This window comes from Psychroserpens sp. (assembly GCF_045105015.1).
Lineage (GTDB): Bacteria > Bacteroidota > Bacteroidia > Flavobacteriales > Flavobacteriaceae > Psychroserpens.
Map to the genome: position 1 here is coordinate 1 of NZ_JBGCCX010000158.1, position 21,885 is coordinate 21,885.

A 21,885-nucleotide genomic window follows, 5' to 3' on the forward strand; every position below is an offset into this window, starting at 1 on the left:
AGCACCATTTTGATTATCAGATTGATAAAACGTTCTTTGAGCATTTTGAGTATGATGATTTTAATGATGTTGATGTAAAAACAGAGTTGACTTTTGAAAAAAAATCAACCTTGTTAGAATTACATTTTCAAGTTTCAGGCAATGTAAATGTTAATTGTGACATCACAAATGAGCCTTATAATCAAAGCGTCGACGGCGATTTTGATTTGGTAGTTAAGTTTGGAGATGAATACAACGACGATTTTGAAGATATTGTCATTTTACCCCATGGTGAATACGAAATCAATGTGGCACAGTACATATATGAGTTAATCATATTGTCAATGCCAGCAAAACGAATTCATCCTGGAGTTGAAGATGGAACATTAGATTCTGACATACTTAAAAAATTAGAAGAATTAAGTCCAAAAGGCTTAAAAGAAAAAGAAGAAACATCTGAGGACATTGATCCTCGTTGGAATACATTAAAAAAACTATTAACGGATAAATAACATATAAAATGGCACATCCTAAAAGAAAAATATCTAAAACAAGAAGAGATAAAAGAAGAACACATTATAAAGCATCTGTTCCTACAATTGCTACGTGTCCTACAACAGGAGAAGCACACCTTTACCACAGAGCTCACTGGCATGAAGGTAAATTATATTACAGAGGTCAAGTATTAATTGACAACTCTGAAGCTGAAGAAAATTTAGCATAAGTATTATGCACGCATACAATAAAACGCTCAACACTGAGCGTTTTTTTTATGTTTAATTTCTAAAAGTCTTAAAAACAACTTAATTTGCGCCATATTCGTTGAAAATTTAGTAAATTCATTGAAATTTTGCCTTTTTTTGACGATTTTTGCCGTTTTAAGACTGTTTTTTAAAAATATAATATGAGTAAAATCACAGCTGCAATTACAGGTGTAGGAGCTTATTTACCTGAATATAAATTGACCAACCAAATTTTGGAAACGATGGTCGATACTAACGACGAATGGATTACCTCAAGAACAGGTATAAAAGAACGTCGCATCTTAAAAGGCGAAGGTAAAGGAACATCATTTCTAGCTATAAATGCCGCAAAAGACCTTATTAATAAAAAAGGAATTGATCCTAAAGATATAGAATTAGTCATAGTTGCAACAGCAACTCCAGATATGAAAGCGGCCTCAACTGCAGCTTATACAGCTACTAATATAGGAGCAACAAATGCATTTTCATTCGACCTAGAAGCTGCGTGCTCTAGCTTTCTCTTCGGAATGTCAGTAGCTTCAAGTTATATAGAATCAGGAAAATATAAAAATGTGCTTCTTATAGGAGCAGATAAAAATTCGTCTTTCATAAATTACAAAGATCGCGCAACTTGTATCATTTTTGGTGATGGTGCAGGCGCAGTATTATTTGAGCCTAATCATGAAGGATTAGGATTGCAAGATGAATTATTGAGGAGTAATGGTGAAGGACGTCAGTTTCTTCAAGCCACTTATGGAGGGTCTTCTTATCCGATTGATACAGATACATTTAATGAAGGAAAACACTATGTTTTTCAAGAAGGAAAAACTGTATTTAAAAATGCAGTCTTCAATATGGCAGATGTCACAGAGCGCATTTTAAAAAGGAATAATTTAACTAATGATGATATTTCTTGGCTTGCAGCGCACCAAGCCAATAAAAGAATTATTGAAGCGACTGCCAATCGAGTGTCTCTAGAACCAGAAAAGGTAATGATGAATATCCACAAATATGGAAACACAACATCAGCAACATTACCACTACTATTACACGATTACGAATCACAATTAAAAAAAGATGATAAAATTATATTCGCTGCGTTTGGAGGCGGATTTACTTGGGGCTCAATTTATTTGAAATGGGCTTATAACTCGTAAACTTTTTTAACTAACTAATTAAAAAACTAAATAATTATGGATATTAAGGAAATTCAAAACTTAATTAAATTTGTAGCCAAATCTGGTGCAAGTGAGGTTAAATTAGAAATGGATGATGTAAAAATCACCATAAGAACTGGCGGTACAGATTCAAAGTCTGAATCAACAACTTATGTTCAACAAATACCAATGGGTCAACCAGTAGCTCAAGCTCCTGCTGCACTAGCACCAGTTGCTCCTGCCGCAATCGAAAGTCCAGAAGCCTCAGATGATTCTAAATATATCACAATTAAATCTCCAATAATTGGAACATTTTACCGTAAACCATCTCCAGACAAACCAGTATTTGTTGAGGTAGGAACTTCTATAGCAGAAGGAGATGTATTATGTGTTATTGAAGCAATGAAATTATTCAATGAAATAGAATCTGAAGTGTCAGGAAAAATCGTTAAAATTTTAGTAGACGATTCATCTCCAGTTGAATTTGATCAACCTTTATTCTTAGTTGATCCATCATAATCTCAAGTTTAAAGTTTAAAGCTCTATACAATTAAAGAGCATTAAATGGATAAACCTATAAACTTTTAAACCAGAAGTTATGTTTAAAAAAATATTAGTAGCCAACAGAGGTGAAATAGCACTACGTGTTATTAGAACCTGTAAAGAAATGGGCATCAAAACAGTCGCAGTATATTCTACAGCTGACGCCGAAAGTTTACATGTAAAGTTTGCTGACGAAGCTGTATGTATTGGTCCTCCTTCAAGTAGCGACTCATACCTTAAAATATCTAACATTATTGCAGCGGCTGAAATCACAAATGCCGATGCCATTCATCCGGGTTATGGATTTTTATCTGAAAACGCAAAGTTTTCAAAGATCTGTGAAGAACACGATATTAAGTTTATCGGAGCGTCACCCGAAATGATTGACAGGATGGGAGACAAAGCAAACGCAAAAGCCACAATGCTTGAAGCTGGAGTGCCATGTGTTCCTGGAAGTGAAGGGATTATTGAGGATTTTGAAGAGTGTAAAAAAACAGCTAAAGAAACGGGTTATCCAGTGATGCTTAAGGCATCTGCTGGTGGTGGTGGAAAAGGGATGCGTGCTGTTTGGAAACCTGAAGATTTACAAAACGCTTGGGAATCTGCTAGAGCAGAATCTAAAGCTGCATTTGGGAATGATGATATGTACATGGAAAAACTCATCGAAGAACCTCGCCATATTGAGATTCAGATTGTTGGGGATTCTACAGGTAAAGCATGTCATTTATCTGAACGAGATTGTTCTGTTCAACGTCGTCACCAAAAATTAACCGAAGAAGTGCCTTCGCCTTTTATGACGCCTGCCCTACGTAAAAAAATGGGTCTTGCAGCTGTTAAAGCCGCAGAATACATAAAGTATGAAGGTGCAGGAACTGTAGAGTTTTTAGTTGACAAACACCGTAACTTTTATTTCATGGAAATGAATACACGTATTCAAGTTGAGCACCCAATTACTGAACAAGTGATTGATTTCGATTTAATCCGTGAGCAAATATTAGTGGCTGCAGGTGTACCAATTTCTGGTAAAAACTACACACCAAACCTTCATTCTATTGAATGTCGTATCAATGCCGAAGATCCATTTAATGATTTTAGACCTTCACCAGGACGCATTACAACGTTGCACGCTCCCGGAGGTCATGGTGTTAGATTAGATACACATGTTTATGCGGGTTATATTATTCCACCAAATTACGATTCTATGATCGCTAAATTGATTACTACAGCACAAACTCGTGAAGAAGCAATCAATAAAATGAAGCGTGCTTTAGAGGAGTTCGTTATTGAAGGGATTAAAACAACCATTCCTTTCCACAGACAATTAATGGAGCATCCAGATTATTTAGCTGGTAATTATACTACCAAGTTTATGGAAGATTTCGAAATTCAACCAGAAGAAGATTAATATAATAACTCCGAAATTAACGTTTCGGAGTTTTTTTTATGGTTTACCCTTTGCCGCTTATGTCTCAAAGCGTTAGGTTATTCGTTAAATCTTTTTTGATAACAAAAAAGGATATCACTTCAATTACGAAGTAATCACGAATTCAAAATTAATAAAATAAGCATGGATGAGTAATCCTTAACACAAAACTATTATTTTTAGAGCGATGAACTTATCGTATTGGGAAATAAAATCATGGCTAACCAACGTTGACTTTACGGTCGTTGGCAGTGGTATTGTTGGTCTAAACTGTGCATTTCAACTACAACAAAAGTATCCTAAGGCCAATATTTTAATTCTCGAAAAAGGAATGCTACCTCAAGGCGCTAGTACAAAAAATGCAGGCTTTGCTTGTTTTGGCAGCTTAAGTGAAATTATTGAGGATCTTAATTCTCATTCTCAAGACGAAGTGTTTCAATTAGTTAAAAAGCGTATAGACGGATTACAATTATTAAGAAACACCTTAGGTGATGAGAACATTAAATATCAACAATTAGGAGGTTATGAGTTGTTTTCAAAATCAGATGACTTAATTGTTGAATGCAAAGCAAAAAAAGACAGTATAAATGCGCTTTTTCAACCATTGTTTAATGACAATATATTCAGTTTTAAGCCGAATAGTTTTAGTTTTGAAAATTGCGAAAATGAGTTAAGTTTTAATCAGTTTGAAGGACAAATTGATACAGGGTCAATGATGATTTCGTTATTGCAATTAGCTCAAAAGACAGGAATTAAAATACTGAACAATATTACAGTCCAAGATTATTCAGAAGATTCAAATACTGTAAAAGTAAAAACAAATCAATTTGAGTTTACAACATCTAAACTATTAATCGCTACCAACGGATTTGCTCAAACCCTAAATATTTCTGAAGTACAACCAGCGAGAGCTCAAGTTTTAATTACAAAACCAATAGATAATTTAAACATCAAAGGGACGTTTCATATAGATCAAGGGTATTACTATTTTAGAAATATTGATAATAGAATTCTATTTGGTGGTGGACGAAACCTAGATTTTAAAGGCGAAGAAACAACAGAATTTAATCAAACAGAATTGATTCAGAATGAATTAGAGGAGCTTTTAAAAACAATTATTTTACCAGAAATACCATTTGAAATAGAGCATCGTTGGAGTGGCATTATGGGAATAGGAACTCAAAAAAAGGCGATTATAAAACAGTTAAGTGAAAATGTTTTTTGTGGAGTTCGTTTAGGCGGAATGGGAATCGCAATTGGAAGTTTGGTTGGAAAAGAATTAGCAGAATTACTGTAAATAACAGGAATGAAATTCATAAAACGCCTTTTTAAGTTTGTATTCAAAACAGTGTTTTGGTTCATAGTGGTTTCTGTAGTTGTGGTTTTAATTTTTAAATGGGTTCCTGTACCAATAACTCCACTAATGGTTATAAGAAATATTCAGCTTTCAGATCATCAAGACAAAGGCTGGAAACATGATTGGGTTCCTATTGAACAGCTATCAACCGATTTACAATTAGCAGTCATTTGTAGTGAGGACCAAAATTTTATTAAGCATCATGGCTTCGATATTGAGGCCATAGAAAAGGCATATGAGAATAATAAAAAAGGAAAAAAAATAAAAGGAGGCAGTTCTATTTCTCAACAGACTGCAAAAAATGTTTTTCTTTGGCCACATAGAAGTTGGACACGAAAAGGTTTTGAAACGTATTTCACATTTTTAATAGAGCTAATTTGGAGTAAAGAACGAATCATGGAAGTATATCTCAATAGTATAGAAATGGGTCCTGGTATTTATGGCGCAGAAGCTGCTTCACAATATTGGTTTAAAAAACCTGCGTCTAAATTAACTAAATACCAAGCAGCAGCATTGGCTTCAATTTTGCCCAACCCTTTGCGTTATAAAGCAACTCCAGCAACAAAATATATTGAAAACAGAAAGTCTTGGATCGTGAAACAAATGCGATATTACGGACCATTAATCTACCCTAAACGTGATGACAACAACTAACCTAAAACAAGGATTATATCGTCAATGTCAAGTGTTTGTAGATAACCGCTTACAAGCGATTCAGAAAACCATTGATGAAATTCAAATATCATTAACTTCAGAAACTAAAAGCTCAGCTGGCGACAAACATGAAACCGGTAGGGCAATGCTTCAAATAGAACGTGAAAAGGCAGGACAACAACTCGCTGAAATACAAAAGCTAAATCAAATCTTATCTAAGATTGATTTGTCTCAAACTTCAAATAATATTGGGTTAGGAAGTATTGTTTTAACTAGTAACGCTAACTACTTTATTACTATTAGTGCTGGGGAATTAAAAGTAGATAATCAAAAATTCTATGCTATTTCAGCAAATACACCAATAGGACAATTACTTCTAGGAAAACAAAAAGGAGATCAAATTACATTTAGAGATTATGAGTTTGAAATTATTTCTATTATCTAGATGTGTTCTAAACAGATTTCAAGTTATCTTTAATCTATGAAAAAGATTAAGATTATATGTGTGTTTTTAAGTTTTTTATTGACACCAGTAGTTTATGCTCAAGATTTAAATTCACAAATTTCTGTAGATTTTAAAATCAGAAATTTAGGACTCAATGTCAATGGTTTTTTTGAAAAGGCCACTATTACTTCGAACTTTAATGATGAAGATATTGCTCAATGGTCTTTATCAGGAAGTGTAGATGTCAATTCAATCACTACAGGAAATAAAAAGCGAGATAAACATTTATTAAAAGACGATTACTTTGATGTTGAGACGTATCCAGAAATAGTAATAGAAGCGACTAATTTTAAAAAGACTTCATCAAAAGCTAATTATGAAGTAACAGTTAATTTAACAATCAAGAAAACAACCAAGACTATTAAGATTCCAATGTTAATTGCAAATGATAAAAGGAGCCTCACACTCAAGACATATTTTGAAATTAACAGACGTAATTTTGGAGTTGGAGGAAGTAGTTTTATTTTGTCTGATACTGTAAAAATCAATATCAACTACACCTTAATAAAGGAATAATTTGAAAAAGAATACATCCCAAATAGATGTTGTAATTATTGGAGGAGGATTAGCCGGTTTATCTAGCGCAATTCATTTATCAAAAGCGAACCTGAGTGTTTTGCTAATTGAAAAAAACAGTTATCCAAAACATAAAGTTTGTGGTGAGTACATTTCAAATGAGGTCTTACCTTATCTCAAGTTTTTGCATATTGATGTTTTTAAGCTTGGCGCAAAACGTATTGATAAATTTCAACTTTCTACGACCAAAAGCATACTTATTTCTTCAGATTTACCATTAGGAGGCTTTGGGATTAGCCGATATTGTTTAGATAACGCTTTAGCAATTAGTGCGTCTAAAGTCGGTGTAAAAATCCTTAAAGATTCAGTTGAAGACATTCAGTTTTTGAATGATGAATTTTTAGTAAAAACAAAAAGTGATAAGCAATTCCGTGCAAAAATTGTAATTGGAGCCTTCGGAAAACGTTCAAATCTTGATGTTAAGCTCAAGCGCCAATTTATAAAACGGAAATCACCTTATTTAGCCGTAAAGACACATGTTAAAGGAAACTTTCCAGATGATCTTGTTGCATTGCACAATTTTGAAGGTGGCTATTGTGGTGTTTCTAAAGTAGAAAATGACACGATTAATTTATGTTATATCACGAATCTTAAAACGTTTAAAACCCACAAAGATATTAATGACTTTCAGCAGAATGTAGTATTTAAAAACACGTTTCTAAATGACATTTTTAATTCAACAACTCCTGTCTTTGAAGAGCCATTAACGATAAGTCAAATTTCTTTTGAAAATAAAAAGCCAATAGATAATCATATCATTATGTGTGGTGATACAGCAGCTTTAATTCATCCACTTTGTGGTAACGGAATGAGTATGGCTATTCGAAGCGCACAAATGGCATCAGAATTAATTATTAAATTTTTTAATTCAGAAATTACTTCTAGAGATGCTCTAGAAAAGCAGTATCTTAGAGAATGGAATACAGCATTTAAATCACGACTTAAAACAGGTCACTTGGTTGCCAATTTATTTAATAAACCAAAATTATCAGAAGTATTAATGAAAGGGTTAAAATGGTTTCCAGGGATTTTGCATTTTGTAATAAGACGAACACATGGTAAAGTAATGAAAATAAAATGAGTTTGCTAATTAGTACAAAATATAGAAGTGACGAAGACGAAATCATGGATGATTTGGATTATAATGGTCCAATTCTTCATGACGCCCTTGATAAACTAGCTAAAATAAATCGATGGCTTGGTGGAAACATAGTGACCATTAACGGACTTAAAAAAGCGATTAAAAATTATCCTAAGAGTGAAGTGATTACGATCATTGACTTAGGTTGTGGAGGAGGAGATATATTGCGAGAAGTTTCTAGATTTGGAGAAAAACACAACTATAAATTTCACTTGATTGGTATTGATGCAAATCAGCACACAGTTGATTATGCCAATACACTATCAGAAGCTTATGAGAATATAGAATTTAAAGCAATTGATATTTTCTCTGAAGCGTTTAATGAATTAAAATATGATCTAGTTTTAACAACATTATTTCTCCATCATTTTAAAGAACAGGCGCTTATTTCATTTTTAAAACCAGTTCTAGAACAAGCAAGTTTAGGGATTGTTGTTAATGATTTGCATAGACATAAACTAGCGTATTATTTATTTAAATTACTGTCAACTACAATAAAAAACAGAACGATTGTTGAAGACGGATTAACATCAGTGCTAAGAGGATTTAAGAGAAAAGAATTAGTAGAAATATCAGAGCAAATAAATGCAAATTATCAAATACAATGGAAATGGGCTTTCCGTTTTCAATGGATTTTGAAGCATAAAAACATATGAGTGTAAAAATCACATCAGTAGCAAAACAGTTACCAAAATATACCAGAGAGACAAAAGATATTATACCATATTTAAATGTATGGTTATCTGGTCAAGAAGAGCGTTTTCAAAGAAAAGTAATTAAACTTTTTGAAAACGCAGGTGTTGATAGACGCTATTCAATTATGGATGCTGAAGATGTCTTTTTAAAGGCTTCTTTTCAAGAAAAAAATGATATTTACTCAAAAGAAGTGGTTAAGCTTGCTGAACAATCTTTGGTTAAAGCTTTGGATAAAGCGAGATTAAAAGCGACAGATATTGATTATATCATCACTGTGAGTTGTACAGGCATTATGATCCCTTCAATGGATGCATATTTGATTAACACTCTAAAAATGAAGCAAGATATTGTTAGACTCCCTGTAACCGAAATGGGATGTGCTGCAGGTGTGTCAGGAATTATTTATGCTAAGAATTTTTTAAAAGCAAATCCCAATAAACGAGCTGCTGTGATTGCTGTAGAATCTCCAACAGCAACTTTTCAATTAGATGATTTTTCGATGGTTAATATTGTGAGTGCTGCTATTTTTGGTGATGGTGCTTCAAGTGTTATTTTGTCTTCGCATGAAAATGAAGTAGGCCCAAAAATTGTTGATGAAGCCATGTATCATTTTTATGATGCAGAAACTATGATGGGTTTTAAATTGGTGAACACTGGGTTGCAAATGATTTTAGATAAAGCAGTTCCTGAAACTATTTCTGAACACTTTCCAAAAATTGTTCATCCATTTTTGGAGCGAAATAACATTACAATTGAAGATGTAAATCACCTCATATTTCATCCTGGAGGAAAGAAAATTGTTCAAACTGTTGAGGATTTATTCGGGTCTTTAGGAAAGAATATAAACGACACAAAAGAAGTGCTTAAGTTATATGGAAACATGAGCAGCGCAACAGTGCTTTATGTTTTAGAACGTTTTATGGATAAAAATTTATCAAAAGGAGAAAAAGGATTAATGCTGAGTTTTGGTCCTGGTTTTTCAGCACAACGAATATTATTAGAATGGTAAGAGAATTTGATGATAAAAATTATTGGGCTTTAGTTTTAGGTGGTTCAAGTGGATTAGGCCTAGCTACTGCAAAAAAACTAGCAAAAGAGGGTATGAATGTATGTGTCGTTCATAGAAACTCCAGAATTCAAGAAGCTGAGATTAAAGCTGAATTTGATAAAATCATAGAAGAGAATGTACAATTTAAATCGTTTAATATTGATGCTTTTAAATCGGATAAGCGTGAACAGGTAATTTCTGAGTTAAAAGTTTTATTTGGTTCATCAGGAAAAATAAGAACCTTGGTTCATAGTGTTGCAAAAGGAAACCTTAAACCCATGTTAGATGATGAAAAGCCAACACTTAATAATGATGACTATATTTTAACCATTAATGCGATGGCAATAAGTTTATATGATTGGACGAAAGTTATTTTTGAACATCAACTTTTTGCTCAAGATGCTAGAATAATAAGTTTTACGAGCGAAGGCAATACCAAAGCATGGAAAAATTATGCAGCTGTTTCTGCAGCCAAAGTGACACTTGAAGCCATTACAAGAAACATAGCTTTAGAGTTTGCACCTTTTGGAATCCGAGCCAACTGTATTCAAGCAGGAGTGACAGATACGGCATCATTAAGAATGATTCCAGGTAGCGATAAACTAAAAGCACATAGTTTAAAACGAAATCCATTTAAGAAGTTAACACAACCTGAAGATGTTGCTAACGTAGTTTATTTATTGTCCAAAGATGAAGCCAGCTGGATAAATGGATGTATAATTCCTGTTGATGGAGGCGAACATATTAGTTAGTATGACTCAAGAACAAATTATAGCATTATTACCATATCAAGACCCTTTTTTGTTTGTAAATGAATTAACAGGGTTTTCAGATCAAACAATAATTGGTAATTACACATTTAGATCTGATGCTTATTTCTATGAAGGCCATTTTAAGGATAATCCTATTACACCTGGAGTAATACTCATAGAATGTATGGCACAAATCGGACTAGTCTGTCTTGGTATTTACAATATGAAAGATCAGGTTTTAAAAAAGAAACCTCCACAAATTGCATTAACTTCAAGCCAAGTCGATTTCTTTTTGCCTGTCCTTCCAGGCGAAAAAGTTACAGTAGTTTCAGAAAAAGAAATATTTAGATTTAATAAATTGAAATGTAAAGTTAAAATGCTAAATGCTAAAAACGAATTAGTTTGTAGAGGACAAATTTCAGGAATGATTAAAACATGAATAATAGAGTAGTCATAACAGGTCTAGGGGTTGTTTCGCCAAATGGTGTTGGTGTTAATGCGTTTACTGAAGCTATTAAAAGAGGAAAATCTGGAATTACTTTTCACCAACAATTAGCCGATTTAAATTTTTCCTGTTGCATTGGTGGAATTCCACAAATTTCTGAAGAAATGAAACAAGAATATTTAACACCTTTACAATTAAGAGGGTTTAATAGTTCTGGTATTCTATATGGTTGTATTGCTGGAATGGATGCATGGAAAGACGCTGGTTTTACAATAGATTCAAATAGTAAATTGGATTTTGATAGTGGAACTGTTTTTGGCACAGGAACTTCTGGAGTTGAAAAATTTAGGGAAGCGATTTATAAATTAGATGATAAACAAGTCAAACGTCTTGGAAGCACAGTTGTGGTTCAAACCATGGCAAGTGGTATTAGTGCTTTTTTAGGCGGAATACTTGGTTTAGGAAATCAAGTCACCACTAATTCTTCGGCATGTACAACAGGAACAGAAGCCATATTAATTGGTTATGAGCGCATAAAAAATGGTCAAGCAAAACGAATGTTGGTTGGAAGTTGCAGTGATGATGGGCCTTATATTTGGGGAGGATTTGATGCTATGAGAGTCATGACTTACAAACATAATGATTCACCAGAAAAAGGGTCAAGACCCATGAGTGCATCAGCTTCAGGTTTTGTTCCAGGAGCAGGAGCAGGAGCTTTAGTTTTAGAATCATTAGAGAGTGCTTTAAAAAGAAATGCGACAATCTATGCTGAGCTTTTAGGAGGTCATATTAACTCCGGCGGACAACGTCAAGGCGGAACTATGACAGCTCCTAATGCCCAAGCTGTTCAACATTGTATTAAAGAAGCAGTTAAAAATGCTAATATTTCTGCAAATGATATCGATGCAATAAACGGTCATTTAACTGCCACTTCAAAAGATAGCCTTGAGATTGAAAATTGGCTGAAAGCTCTTGACAGAAAAGGAGAGAATTTCCCTTATATTAACTCATTAAAATCAATGGTTGGTCACTGTTTAGCAGCAGCTGGAAGTATTGAAAGTGTTGCAACGGTTTTACAGCTAAAACAACAATTTTTGTTTCCAAATATCAACTGTGAAGATACTCACGATGAGATCTCCGAATTAATTTCCGACGATAAAATTGTGAAACAATTAGTATATAATGAGTTAAATATCGTGGCAAAAGCCAGTTTTGGTTTTGGCGATGTAAACGCTTGTATTATCTTTAAGAGATATAATTAAACTATGACAAAAGAAGAACTAATTGCCAAATTAAAAACTATTGTTCAACCTTATATCCAAGACGAACAGGCTTTTGAAAACCTTTCGGAAGACACTGATTTCATTAATGATTTAAAAATAAACTCAGCTAATTTAGTTGATGTTATACTAGATGTCGAAGATGAATTTGATATAAGAATTGAAAATGACGATATGGAAAAAATGATATCTGTAAAAGCTGCTATGGGTATTGTAAATGAAAAGCTAGCTGAAAAATGATTGGTAATGACATTGTTGATTTAAAACAAGCCTCTAAAGATTCTAATTGGAAACGACCACGATTTTTAGATAAAGTATTTACACGTCAAGAACAATTAATAATTTCTTCATCTGAAGACGATAATCTTTCAGTTTGGTTGATGTGGAGTATGAAAGAAGCGGCTTATAAAGCATATGTACGAGAGTTTGAACACGGTTTTTTCAATCCGAAACGAATACAATGCCAATTGATACTTAAAGATAAAGGTGTCGTAAGAATTGATACAAATCTTTATTATTTAAAAATAGAAATTACTTCAGAATACGTCCACAGTGTAGCCAGTTCTAAGAGAGATTATGTTCCAGAAAATGATGCCTTTAAATTGTACTCTAATAATCAGAGTAAAGAGGTGAGAACGCGTTTAATTTCTCATAAATATGACAAAGATATATATTCAATTAAAATAATAAAGACAGCTTTAGGAGTTCCTAATTTATTTAATAATAGAACATTAGCTTTTAAAGCAATATCACTATCACATCATGGAAACTATGGTGCTTATGCTATTTGCTGATTTTTAAAAAAATGCTCTGTTCTTCAGTAAGTGCTTCATTATTTTCAAAAAACAAAGTCTTGTTCTCGTAGATGGACTCAATTAAATAATAAGACCCTTTAAAATAACTCTTTACTACCTTTACTTCGATATCTGATTTTTCTATAACTTTGAGCTGATGGGCGTAAATGATGTCATTATTGATTATATTATATTCATCAAAGAACGACGCAACTAAAGGTGTTTTAGGTTGTTTAAAAAGATGCTCTACGGTATCGTTTGATTCTATTTTCGCATTGTTTAAGAGCATCATGCGATCTGCAAATCCAAGTACATCATTTTTGTCATGTGTGGCAACAATACACGTAATATTTTCTTTTCTTAAATATTTAAAAACACGACGTCGTAGCGATTGTTTCTTAAAGTTATCGATATGACTAAAAGGTTCATCAAGTAACATAATTTCTGGTTGCTTAGCCAAAGCTCGAGCCAAAGCAACCCTCTGTTTTTGACCACCACTCAAAAGCTTGACCTTGGTTTTAGAAAAAGCACTTAGTTCAACAACGTCTAGTAATTCTTCAGTACGTTCTTTTTTTTCTTTTGGAAAAAAGTTCGATAAAAACTTACCTATGTTTTCTTCAACGCTGATATATGGCATTAAATCAAATTCCTGAGCGACATGCTTCATGAAATCGTAGCCAATTACAAGATTGTGTTTTGGTCCGAGAATTTCTTCCTCTTTCCAATATACGTTACCATGATTTAAGTCGAATTCACCATAAAGAAGCTTAAGTAATGTCGTTTTACCTGAGCCGCTTTCTCCAATCACAGCAATGTGTTCTCCTGTATTTACAGAAAAATTAAGGTCGTCTAAAATTTTAGTTTTTTTATAACTAAAAGAGAGGTTTTTAACTTGAAGCATAGTACAAAAATACCATAAAAAAAGCCACTACATTTAGTGTAACGGCTTTTTTGAAACAATAAATTTAATAGAACTATTGTTTAATAAATTTTTGATTTCTAATAGTGTTTTCAGAAACAATACTTATAATATAATTTCCAGCTGTTAATTGAGACACATCAATAGTTTTAGAACTATTTAGTGAACTAGTCATTACACGTCTACCACTAATATCGTAAATATTATAGATTGCATTTTCTAGTTGCAAGCTAGTAGTGATATTTAAAACGTTTTGAGTAGGGTTAGGTGACAACATGAAATCTGAAGTTATATCTTCATCATTAACTCCTAGTGTTTGACAAGTAGAACCCGAACCTTCCACAGCATCAAATGCTTGATTGATAGGAGGGTTTAAATACATTTCACAATCAGAATTTGGCCAATAAACAATAACGTGAGATACGTTAGTATCAGTTCCAATACCAAAATGAGTATTTAAAGAACTCATATATTCAAAACCTTCACCGCTTCTAACATCTCTAATCTGAACTCCACTGTCTGTGTAGATTTCTACACGCGCACCAATTCCATCAATATTACTAGCAGTACCAACAGTGTTTATTTTAATCCAGTTATTACTTGTAGTTAAGTTCCAATATATTTCGCCATTGTAATAGGCATCAATAAATCCGTCATTGTTCAAATCTCCTAATGATCCATTTTTATAATCGATTTGATTACCATCTGCATCTTCAAAGGTAAGATCACCTTTTCCATATAAAATCATTCCATTACATAAAATATCAAGATATCCATCATTATCAATATCATAGCTAACATTTTCGTGCCCATTAGGAGCACTACTTACACCAGCACCAGAAGTTACATCTGTAAAAGTACTATCTCCATTATTACGCATCAATTTATGATTACCTGAACTAGCCCCAACAAACACATCCATATCACCATCATTATCATAATCAGCCCAAGATGAAGACCAAGTTTGCATTGGATCGGCAAGACCAAGGCCGCTTGCGTTTTCAGTAAAGCTACCATCACCATTATTTGTTAGCATTTGATTAGTTCTTCTTGCGGTTTCACCACCACATTTAGCGATAAACATATCCATATCTCTATCGTTGTCATAATCAATCCAAATTGACCCATAATTACCACCAGAACAATAGTTTCCTAAACCACCAACAACACCAGTATCATCTACTGAAGTTGGTGCGTTATCACAACCATCATCATATTGAGCACCTTGATAAAAAGTTAAATTACCAGATCCATCATTGATGTAGTATACATTTGGAGCCACATCATGACACACAAAGGCGTCAAGGTGACCGTCATTATTAATGTCAACGAAATTTGAACGTTGAGAGAACACATATTCAGGTCCAGAAATTTCAGTAAAACCAGTTCCAGAATTATTTGCTTTCATAAAAGTAACTCCATTTCCAGCACCATAAAGTAAGTCTGTGTAGCCATTTCTATCAAAATCTGCCGCAGCCATACTCCAACCAGGTAAAAAGTTTGCATTTGGTGTTGTAATATCGACTTCATTAAAACCACCAGAACTTAATTGGTAATGTATATTTACATTTGTAGAAGTTGCAGATACAATGTCGTCTAGGTTGTCACCATTCATATCAACAACAGTTAAATCATAACCTCCAATATCCATAGTTTCTCTAGAATAATTAACTCTTGAAGGAACCAATGTTGTGAAATTTACAGGTCCAATCCAATTGCTGAAATCTGTTCCTCCACAAAACCCTCTAACATAAATTTCATAAGATGTATTTATATTTAATCCGCTTAAAGTGTGAGGATTATTTGAACTTGTTGTCGTTCCAGACCCAGAAGGTATTCCAGTACCAGCGGCTTGAACAGCTATTTCCCAAGACGTTTCAATATCACCGATATCCCAAAATACATTCGCACTATCTAATGTGACATATGTAACAGATAAGTTATCGATATTTGGACATGGAGGAGGTGTAATTGATGTAATAGTTGGAGAACTAAAACAAAAACCCCATCCAAAAGATCCATTGTCATCATAAAGAATTCTGTATTTAAAATATGAAAGTTGAGAAGCTGTAAATGATGTAATCATTAGTGATCTTTCAACAAATTGTGAAGGACCATTACAAAAATCTACATTTGGAGCATTATTAGTCTGAGTTAATTCTGGATTAAAATCGAACCAGTTTCCGGCATCATTATCCCAGTACTGTATTTTTAAATCTTCAGTTTGATAAACATTGAAAACATAATTACTAGAGACAGTTATTTGCATTTCTCCAGCATTAAACGCAGCAGTTAAGTCAATTGTATTTGACTCTGCAGCAATATTATTTATCGATGATCCACCAGCTTCATCATCATCAAAAGAAAAGTTGGAGGACGCATCTGTTGGGTTGTCTGTAAAAACATCTGGATTTGTTTCATACGTACCTGTAATGGTCCAATTATTATTTGGCCAGTTAGCTGATTGATTGAGAACTTGAGCTATCGAACTATACGATATTACAAGGCACGCAAGTAATGTAATTTTTTTCATAATAATCTGTGTATTATAGACAATGGATGCTAAAAATAACAAAAAAACCTCCAAACTAAAATTTGGAGGTTTTTTTTAAGCTTATTGTTTTATGAATTTCTGAGTAATTACATTATCATCAGATATAATTCTTAAAATATAATTTCCGGTACTCAATGAAGAAACATCGATAGACTGACCTTTTAAAGGTGTCGTTATAAGTTGTCTACCATTAATATCAAAAACAGTACAAATAGTATTTTCGCTTAAAGGTGTTGCCGTAGAGATATTTAAAATATCTTTTGTAGGGTTAGGAGATAAAGTTACATTCATTCCAATTGTTTCGTCATCAACCCCTAAAGTATCACAAGATAAACCACCACCTTCTGTTGCTGTAAATGGTTGGTTAATAGGTGGATTCATATACGTTTCGCACCCAGTGTTAGGCCAGTAAACAATGATATGAGATATGGTTGTGTCGCTACCTATACCAAAGTGTGTGTTGATAGAATTCATATATCTGAATCCGTCACCACTTTTTACATCTCTAATTTGAACACCACTGTTTGTGTAAATTTCAATACGAGCACCAATACCATTTATGTTACTTGTTGTACCTACAGTATGAATTTTTATCCAATTGTTATTTGTCTCTTTATTGTTTGTATATATGTTACTAGAGTTAAATGCATCAATATAACCATCATTGTTAATATCACCATAAGCTCCAGCTCCAGGAAACACACCAGTATGTACTGTGAAATTCATGTTTCCATCACCAAATAAGAGATTCCCTCCAGAAACAAGATCTAAATTACCATCATTATCAAAATCGAAAGTTACAGTTTCAGTAGAGTTTTGAGTTAATAAATTTACTCCAGTAGAAGCTGAGATGTCTTCAAAAGTACCACCATTGTTACGCATCATTTTGTGATCTCCTGAACTAGCACCTACAAAAACATCCATATCACCATCATTATCAAAATCTCCCCAAGCAGCAGACCATGTTTGCATTGGATCAGCTAAACCGATAGCTGATGCATTTTCAGTATAGTTTCCAGTACCATCATTAGTATGCATTTGATTTACTCGTCTTGCAGTTTCACCACCACATTTAGCGATAAATAAATCTAAATCTCTGTCATTATCATAATCAATCCAAATAGAACCATAATTTCCTCCAGATGAATAATCACCTAAACCACCTTGGTTAAAAGTAAGGTTTCCACTTCCATCATTAATGTAGAACACGTTTGGTGCTACATCATGACAAACAAACGCGTCTAAGTGTCCATCTTGATTGATATCAACAAAATTTGATCGTTGAGAGAATACATCTTGGGGACCAGAAATTTCAGTAAATCCACTACCTGTACCATCACTTCTCATAATAGTTACACCATTTCCTGCACCATACAATAAATCTGTATACCCATCTCTATTGTAATCTGCTGCGGCTAAACTCCATGAAGGAAGAAAGTTAGCTTGAGTTGTAGGAATATCTATTGTTGTAAAACCACCTCCAACATTTTGTTGTCTGATATTAACATTTGTAGATGATATAGAGACTAAATCATCTAGGAAGTCACCATTCATATCTACACAAGCAATTCTATAATTTCCAGAAGCTCCTGCTGAACTTGAAGTAAATGTAACAGGAGTAGGTAGTGGAGCATTATTAGTAGCTTCTAAACAAAAGGCAACATCAGAAAGACCAGTCCCTTCAAAATCATAAATTTGAATAACAAGGTCGTCACCAATATTCCATCCACCAATAGTTTCAGTAGCAAAGGTGTCAGTACATGTAATCTCTACAGTACCTGTTGAATTATAAACCACAATACCTGGATTTCCCGGGTTTTGTGAGAAAAAATTCAAACCAGTAGTAGTAGCAGTCCAAGTAAAAAATTGATCTAAACCTGAAGCTCTACAAGAACCTTGTAATCCACTATCTGTTGTACCATCAGTAGAAAATGGAAGGTTAAAAGAACTAGTACCACAACCAGAACCGTCAGCAGCTGGTGTAATTGGAATTGCTCCAGAAAAAACATCATTTACAGGCTGAGCAAAAGCTTGAAAGCTAAACGCTATAAACGCTGCAGTTAATAAAAGTAATTTAGTTTTCATAATAATTTATTTTCAAATTTTAGTTTAATTATTCGCAATCTCCATCTAAGGAATTAATCCATTCCTCTATCAGTCTAACACCTTCAGTATGTTGAAGTGTTCTTCCTAAAAGAGGCATTCTATATTGTTCTTCAGTAGAACTGATTCTAAAGTGTAACACAGATTTATCAATTTGTCCACTCGCTATAATATGTGTTAAAGGAGATATTTGAGTGTCTGGTGTTACACATACGCCTTTATTTACATCATCTTCATTTTCATGAAATGCTAAACGCATTGGGCGATATTCGCAATAACTTTCTTCTGAATGACAATGTGCACAGTTGATATCTAAATACGATCGCACTCTCAGCTCTAATGGAAGAGAGGTGTCTTCCCAGTCAACTGTTGAAATAATATTTGAAGGAACATTGTTTTCTAAGTAGCCAACCTCAATCCATTTACTTAATTGATTTAAAGTACCTTCTGAATAGTTGTAATCTTTGTTTAAATTTTGAGGCTTCGGACCAATAGGTAATGGTGTTCCAAATTTGTTATGACACGAAAAGCATTCATTACGAGAAGGAATTCTGTAATTAACTGATTTTGGTGTTCCATCATCATCAATCCAGTCAAAACTTGTAAAGCTACCATTATTTGTGAATGTAGCTTCTGTTTGTTCGTCGTTCCATACATACTTTGCAAAATCCCAACCTTCATCAGTCATAAACATCAAACGTGTTTCTATAATACGAGTATTACCTAAAGGTTGAACATTATCATAATAAAAGCTTTTTATAAGAATCGCGCCTACAGGAAAATTTAATGGCGTGTAATCATTATTGTAGTTAGCTATAGTTCCATCTGGCATCCAAATAAAACGTTTTTTATGAGCATAGTCTGTAAAAAGAGGTGAATTTAAGTTATAAGGCAAAACCCCAGGAACTGGCTCCAGATCTTTCATATCACCTTGAAAAAAATTGTATTCTGAAAGTGTTTGATATGGAAGTTCATCAGGATTATACACAACTTCTAAACTTGGAGTCACTGTTACAGTAACATCTTCAGTTAGGCAATTACCTGAACTATTACATATGGTATAAGTAAACATGTCAGTTCCTATAAAATCAAGGTTTGGTGTATATAAAACCGCATTGTCTGAAGGATTGTCAGGTGTATTGTTAGTATCTACTATTTCAACAGTACCATTTATGGATGCGCTAACAGTAAGTGTTCCATTGTTAGGAATATTAGCGTCATTACTTAAAACATCTATTTCAATTGAATTATTTTGAATAACATCAACAAAATCTGCAAATGTTTCAATATCAAGAGTTATGTAATCATCACTCTTGTCATCATCTGCACAGGAATGCATCGAGATGATCAACACAACAAAAAATAGAGTTTTAAAGTAATTTTTAAACATTTATAGTAAAATTTGGACAGTAAATATAGTCACAAACTAGGTATAAATCCAATTAATTAGATGTAATACGCTTTTTTTCAGACAACAAGACGCTACGTTTAGCGTAAAGCTGAGCTAATTTAAGGCAGTTTAATTTTAAGAGGACAACCTATTCGCTAATACAACAACATCAATAGAAAAAACCCTAATTATTCTTCAGAAAATTTTTATAAGAGTTTATGAGCTAATAAGTACTCCGCGATTTGAATAGTGTTAGTTGCAGCTCCTTTACGTAAATTATCACTTACAATCCACATGTTTAGAGTGTTGGGTTGAGATCCATCTCTACGAATTCTACCAACAAATACATCATCTTTACCATGTGCATAAATTGGCATTGGATACGTATTTACATCAATATTATCTTGAACTGTAACTCCTTCAGAATCATTTAAAAGTTGTCTGACCATTGAAAGTTCGAAGTCGTTTTCAAATTCAACATTTACAGCTTCACTATGCCCACCAGCTGTAGGGATTCTTACTGCAGTAGCAGTTACAGCAATAGAGCGATCATCTAATATTTTTTGCGTTTCACGGACCAATTTCATTTCTTCTTTGGTATAACCATTTTCTTCAAAAACATCGCAATGAGGAATTGCATTTTGATGGATAGGATAATGATAGGCCATTTCCCCCTTAATACCAGCAACTTCATTTTCTAATTGTTTCACGGCTTTTATGCCTGTACCAGAAATAGATTGATATGTAGAGACAACTATTCTTTTAATTTTATAGGTTTTATGTAATGCAGCCAATGCCATAACCATTTGAATAGTAGAACAATTTGGATTGGCAATTATTTTATCAGATTTTGAAAGTTTATCTGCATTGATTTCAGGCACAATTAATTGTTTTGAATGATCCATTCTCCAAGCCGATGAGTTATCAATTACTGTAATTCCTGCTTCAGCAAATTTTGGAGCCCATTCTAATGAAGTATTTCCTCCAGCAGAGAATAAAGCAAGATTTGGTTGTTTGTCAATTGCATCTTGTATTCCAACAACCTCATAATCATTCCCTTTAAAAGAAATTAATTTACCTATTGATTTAGATGAAGCTACAGGAATGAGTTCTGAAATAGGGAAATTACGTTCTTCAAGTACGTTTAACATGACTTGGCCAACTAAACCAGTGGCTCCAACTATAGCTAATTTCATTGCAATTTAATTTTGTTAAGCAAAAGTAGGAATTTATTCATTTTTAAAATCTTAAATACCTATAAAAAAACCACCTCAATAGCTGAGGTGGTTAAGATTAAAAAAATATGTAATGTAGCGGTAAGCTATCTTATTTTTTAAGTAAATCTCTAATTTCTGCAAGTAAATCATTGTCAGAAGGTCCAGCTGGTGCAGGTGCTTCAGGTGGTGTTTTCGTTTTGTTGTATGCTTTTACAATCATAAATAATACAAACCCAACAATAATTAAATTAATAATGGTATTAATCCATTTACCGTACATAATTGCGTTTTCTGGCGTAGTTACAGCTCCGTCTGCAGCAAGCACTGCTGGAGAAAGTATGTGCTTCATGTCGGCGAAATTTACACCTCCTGCGAAATGACCAATAATTGGCATCATTACATCTGAAACAAATCCGTTAACTACTAATCCTACTGCGCCAGCAAGAATAACAGCAACTGCTAAATCAATGACATTTCCTGTCATTATAAAATTCTTAAATTCTTTAAACATAATTTTAAATGTGTTAATAGTTAGTTTTACTTAAATTAAGACTCCAATTTAATTAAAAAGTCACAAATAACAACTAGTTTATTAAACTATGTTAAGAA

General features: G+C 33.3%; 23 protein-coding genes. 17 read left to right on the plus strand and 6 right to left on the minus strand.

Going from position 1 to position 21,885, the window contains the following annotated elements; genetic code table 11:
• The 17 genes from AB8B90_RS12045 to AB8B90_RS12125 form a co-directional block, all read left to right on the plus strand.
• Positions 1-491, plus strand: a 491-nt coding sequence (locus tag AB8B90_RS12045; protein ID WP_405337207.1) for a YceD family protein, incomplete at its 5' end; no start/stop codon positions are given.
• A gap of 8 nt (positions 492-499) precedes the next feature.
• Positions 500-703, plus strand: coding sequence for a 50S ribosomal protein L32 (rpmF, locus tag AB8B90_RS12050; protein ID WP_204344563.1), 204 nt, complete (start codon positions 500-502; stop codon positions 701-703).
• A 180-nt stretch (positions 704-883) separates the two neighbouring features.
• Positions 884-1,879: a beta-ketoacyl-ACP synthase III gene (locus AB8B90_RS12055; RefSeq protein ID WP_405337210.1), complete on the plus strand. Its 996-nt coding sequence runs from the start codon at positions 884-886 to the stop codon at positions 1,877-1,879.
• A 36-nt stretch (positions 1,880-1,915) separates the two neighbouring features.
• Entirely contained in the window at positions 1,916-2,398 is a 483-nt protein-coding gene (gene accB / locus AB8B90_RS12060; protein WP_405337212.1) for an acetyl-CoA carboxylase biotin carboxyl carrier protein, read from the plus strand.
• Between the two features lie 79 nt (positions 2,399-2,477).
• A complete protein-coding gene (gene accC, locus AB8B90_RS12065) occupies positions 2,478-3,827 on the plus strand; it encodes an acetyl-CoA carboxylase biotin carboxylase subunit (protein ID WP_405337214.1) in 1,350 nt (449 codons plus the stop codon).
• 205 nt (positions 3,828-4,032) lie between these two features.
• On the plus strand, positions 4,033-5,142 hold the full coding sequence (locus AB8B90_RS12070) for an NAD(P)/FAD-dependent oxidoreductase (RefSeq protein ID WP_405337216.1): 1,110 nt from the start codon (positions 4,033-4,035) through the stop codon (positions 5,140-5,142).
• Positions 5,143-5,151: 9 nt separating this feature from the next.
• Entirely contained in the window at positions 5,152-5,856 is a 705-nt protein-coding gene (gene mtgA / locus AB8B90_RS12075; protein ID WP_405337218.1) for a monofunctional biosynthetic peptidoglycan transglycosylase, read from the plus strand.
• Positions 5,843-6,301, plus strand: coding sequence for a 3-oxoacyl-ACP synthase (locus tag AB8B90_RS12080; RefSeq protein WP_405337220.1), 459 nt, complete (start codon positions 5,843-5,845; stop codon positions 6,299-6,301). Before mtgA ends, AB8B90_RS12080 begins: the two co-directional genes overlap by 14 nt.
• A gap of 36 nt (positions 6,302-6,337) precedes the next feature.
• Positions 6,338-6,877, plus strand: coding sequence for a YceI family protein (locus AB8B90_RS12085; RefSeq protein ID WP_405337222.1), 540 nt, complete (start codon positions 6,338-6,340; stop codon positions 6,875-6,877).
• 1 nt (position 6,878) lies between these two features.
• Positions 6,879-8,018 carry an NAD(P)/FAD-dependent oxidoreductase gene (locus AB8B90_RS12090; RefSeq protein WP_405337224.1) on the plus strand — a complete coding sequence of 380 codons (1,140 nt, stop codon included), beginning with the start codon at positions 6,879-6,881 and terminating at the stop codon, positions 8,016-8,018.
• Positions 8,015-8,734: a methyltransferase domain-containing protein gene (locus AB8B90_RS12095; protein ID WP_405337226.1), complete on the plus strand. Its 720-nt coding sequence runs from the start codon at positions 8,015-8,017 to the stop codon at positions 8,732-8,734. The genes AB8B90_RS12090 and AB8B90_RS12095 overlap by 4 nt, the downstream gene beginning before the upstream one ends.
• Positions 8,731-9,783, plus strand: coding sequence for a type III polyketide synthase (locus AB8B90_RS12100; RefSeq protein ID WP_405337228.1), 1,053 nt, complete (start codon positions 8,731-8,733; stop codon positions 9,781-9,783). Before AB8B90_RS12095 ends, AB8B90_RS12100 begins: the two co-directional genes overlap by 4 nt.
• Entirely contained in the window at positions 9,777-10,574 is a 798-nt protein-coding gene (locus AB8B90_RS12105; protein WP_405337230.1) for an SDR family oxidoreductase, read from the plus strand. Before AB8B90_RS12100 ends, AB8B90_RS12105 begins: the two co-directional genes overlap by 7 nt.
• A 1-nt stretch (position 10,575) precedes the next feature.
• A complete protein-coding gene (locus AB8B90_RS12110; protein ID WP_405337250.1) occupies positions 10,576-11,013 on the plus strand; it encodes a 3-hydroxyacyl-ACP dehydratase FabZ family protein in 438 nt (145 codons plus the stop codon).
• Positions 11,010-12,281 (plus strand): beta-ketoacyl-[acyl-carrier-protein] synthase family protein, encoded by a 1,272-nt coding sequence (locus AB8B90_RS12115; RefSeq protein WP_405337232.1) that lies wholly within the window; start codon positions 11,010-11,012, stop codon positions 12,279-12,281. The genes AB8B90_RS12110 and AB8B90_RS12115 overlap by 4 nt, the downstream gene beginning before the upstream one ends.
• 3 nt (positions 12,282-12,284) lie before the next feature.
• Complete coding sequence (locus AB8B90_RS12120) at positions 12,285-12,539, plus strand: acyl carrier protein (protein WP_405337234.1); 255 nt, start codon at positions 12,285-12,287, stop codon at positions 12,537-12,539.
• The gene (locus AB8B90_RS12125; RefSeq protein WP_405337236.1) at positions 12,536-13,093 is read left to right on the plus strand and encodes a 4'-phosphopantetheinyl transferase superfamily protein; all 558 of its coding nucleotides are present in this window, start codon (positions 12,536-12,538) and stop codon (positions 13,091-13,093) included. Before AB8B90_RS12120 ends, AB8B90_RS12125 begins: the two co-directional genes overlap by 4 nt.
• Here the strand turns inward: AB8B90_RS12125 and AB8B90_RS12130 are convergent.
• The 6 genes from AB8B90_RS12130 to mscL form a co-directional block, all read right to left on the minus strand.
• Entirely contained in the window at positions 13,083-13,994 is a 912-nt protein-coding gene (locus AB8B90_RS12130) for an ABC transporter ATP-binding protein (RefSeq protein WP_405337238.1), read from the minus strand. The two genes, AB8B90_RS12125 and AB8B90_RS12130, sit on opposite strands and share 11 nt — an antisense overlap.
• Positions 13,995-14,067: 73 nt before the next feature.
• Positions 14,068-16,545, minus strand: a complete 2,478-nt coding sequence (locus AB8B90_RS12135; RefSeq protein ID WP_405337240.1) for an FG-GAP-like repeat-containing protein — start codon at positions 16,543-16,545, stop codon at positions 14,068-14,070.
• 81 nt (positions 16,546-16,626) lie between these two features.
• The gene (locus tag AB8B90_RS12140; protein ID WP_405337242.1) at positions 16,627-18,651 is read right to left on the minus strand and encodes an FG-GAP-like repeat-containing protein; all 2,025 of its coding nucleotides are present in this window, start codon (positions 18,649-18,651) and stop codon (positions 16,627-16,629) included.
• Positions 18,652-18,679: 28 nt separating this feature from the next.
• Complete coding sequence (locus AB8B90_RS12145) at positions 18,680-20,059, minus strand: Ig-like domain-containing protein (protein ID WP_405337244.1); 1,380 nt, start codon at positions 20,057-20,059, stop codon at positions 18,680-18,682.
• Positions 20,060-20,265: 206 nt separating this feature from the next.
• The gene (locus AB8B90_RS12150) at positions 20,266-21,255 is read right to left on the minus strand and encodes an aspartate-semialdehyde dehydrogenase (protein ID WP_405337246.1); all 990 of its coding nucleotides are present in this window, start codon (positions 21,253-21,255) and stop codon (positions 20,266-20,268) included.
• A gap of 130 nt (positions 21,256-21,385) precedes the next feature.
• Positions 21,386-21,787 (minus strand): large conductance mechanosensitive channel protein MscL, encoded by a 402-nt coding sequence (gene mscL / locus AB8B90_RS12155; RefSeq protein WP_405337248.1) that lies wholly within the window; start codon positions 21,785-21,787, stop codon positions 21,386-21,388.
• Positions 21,788-21,885 lie beyond the last annotated feature (98 nt).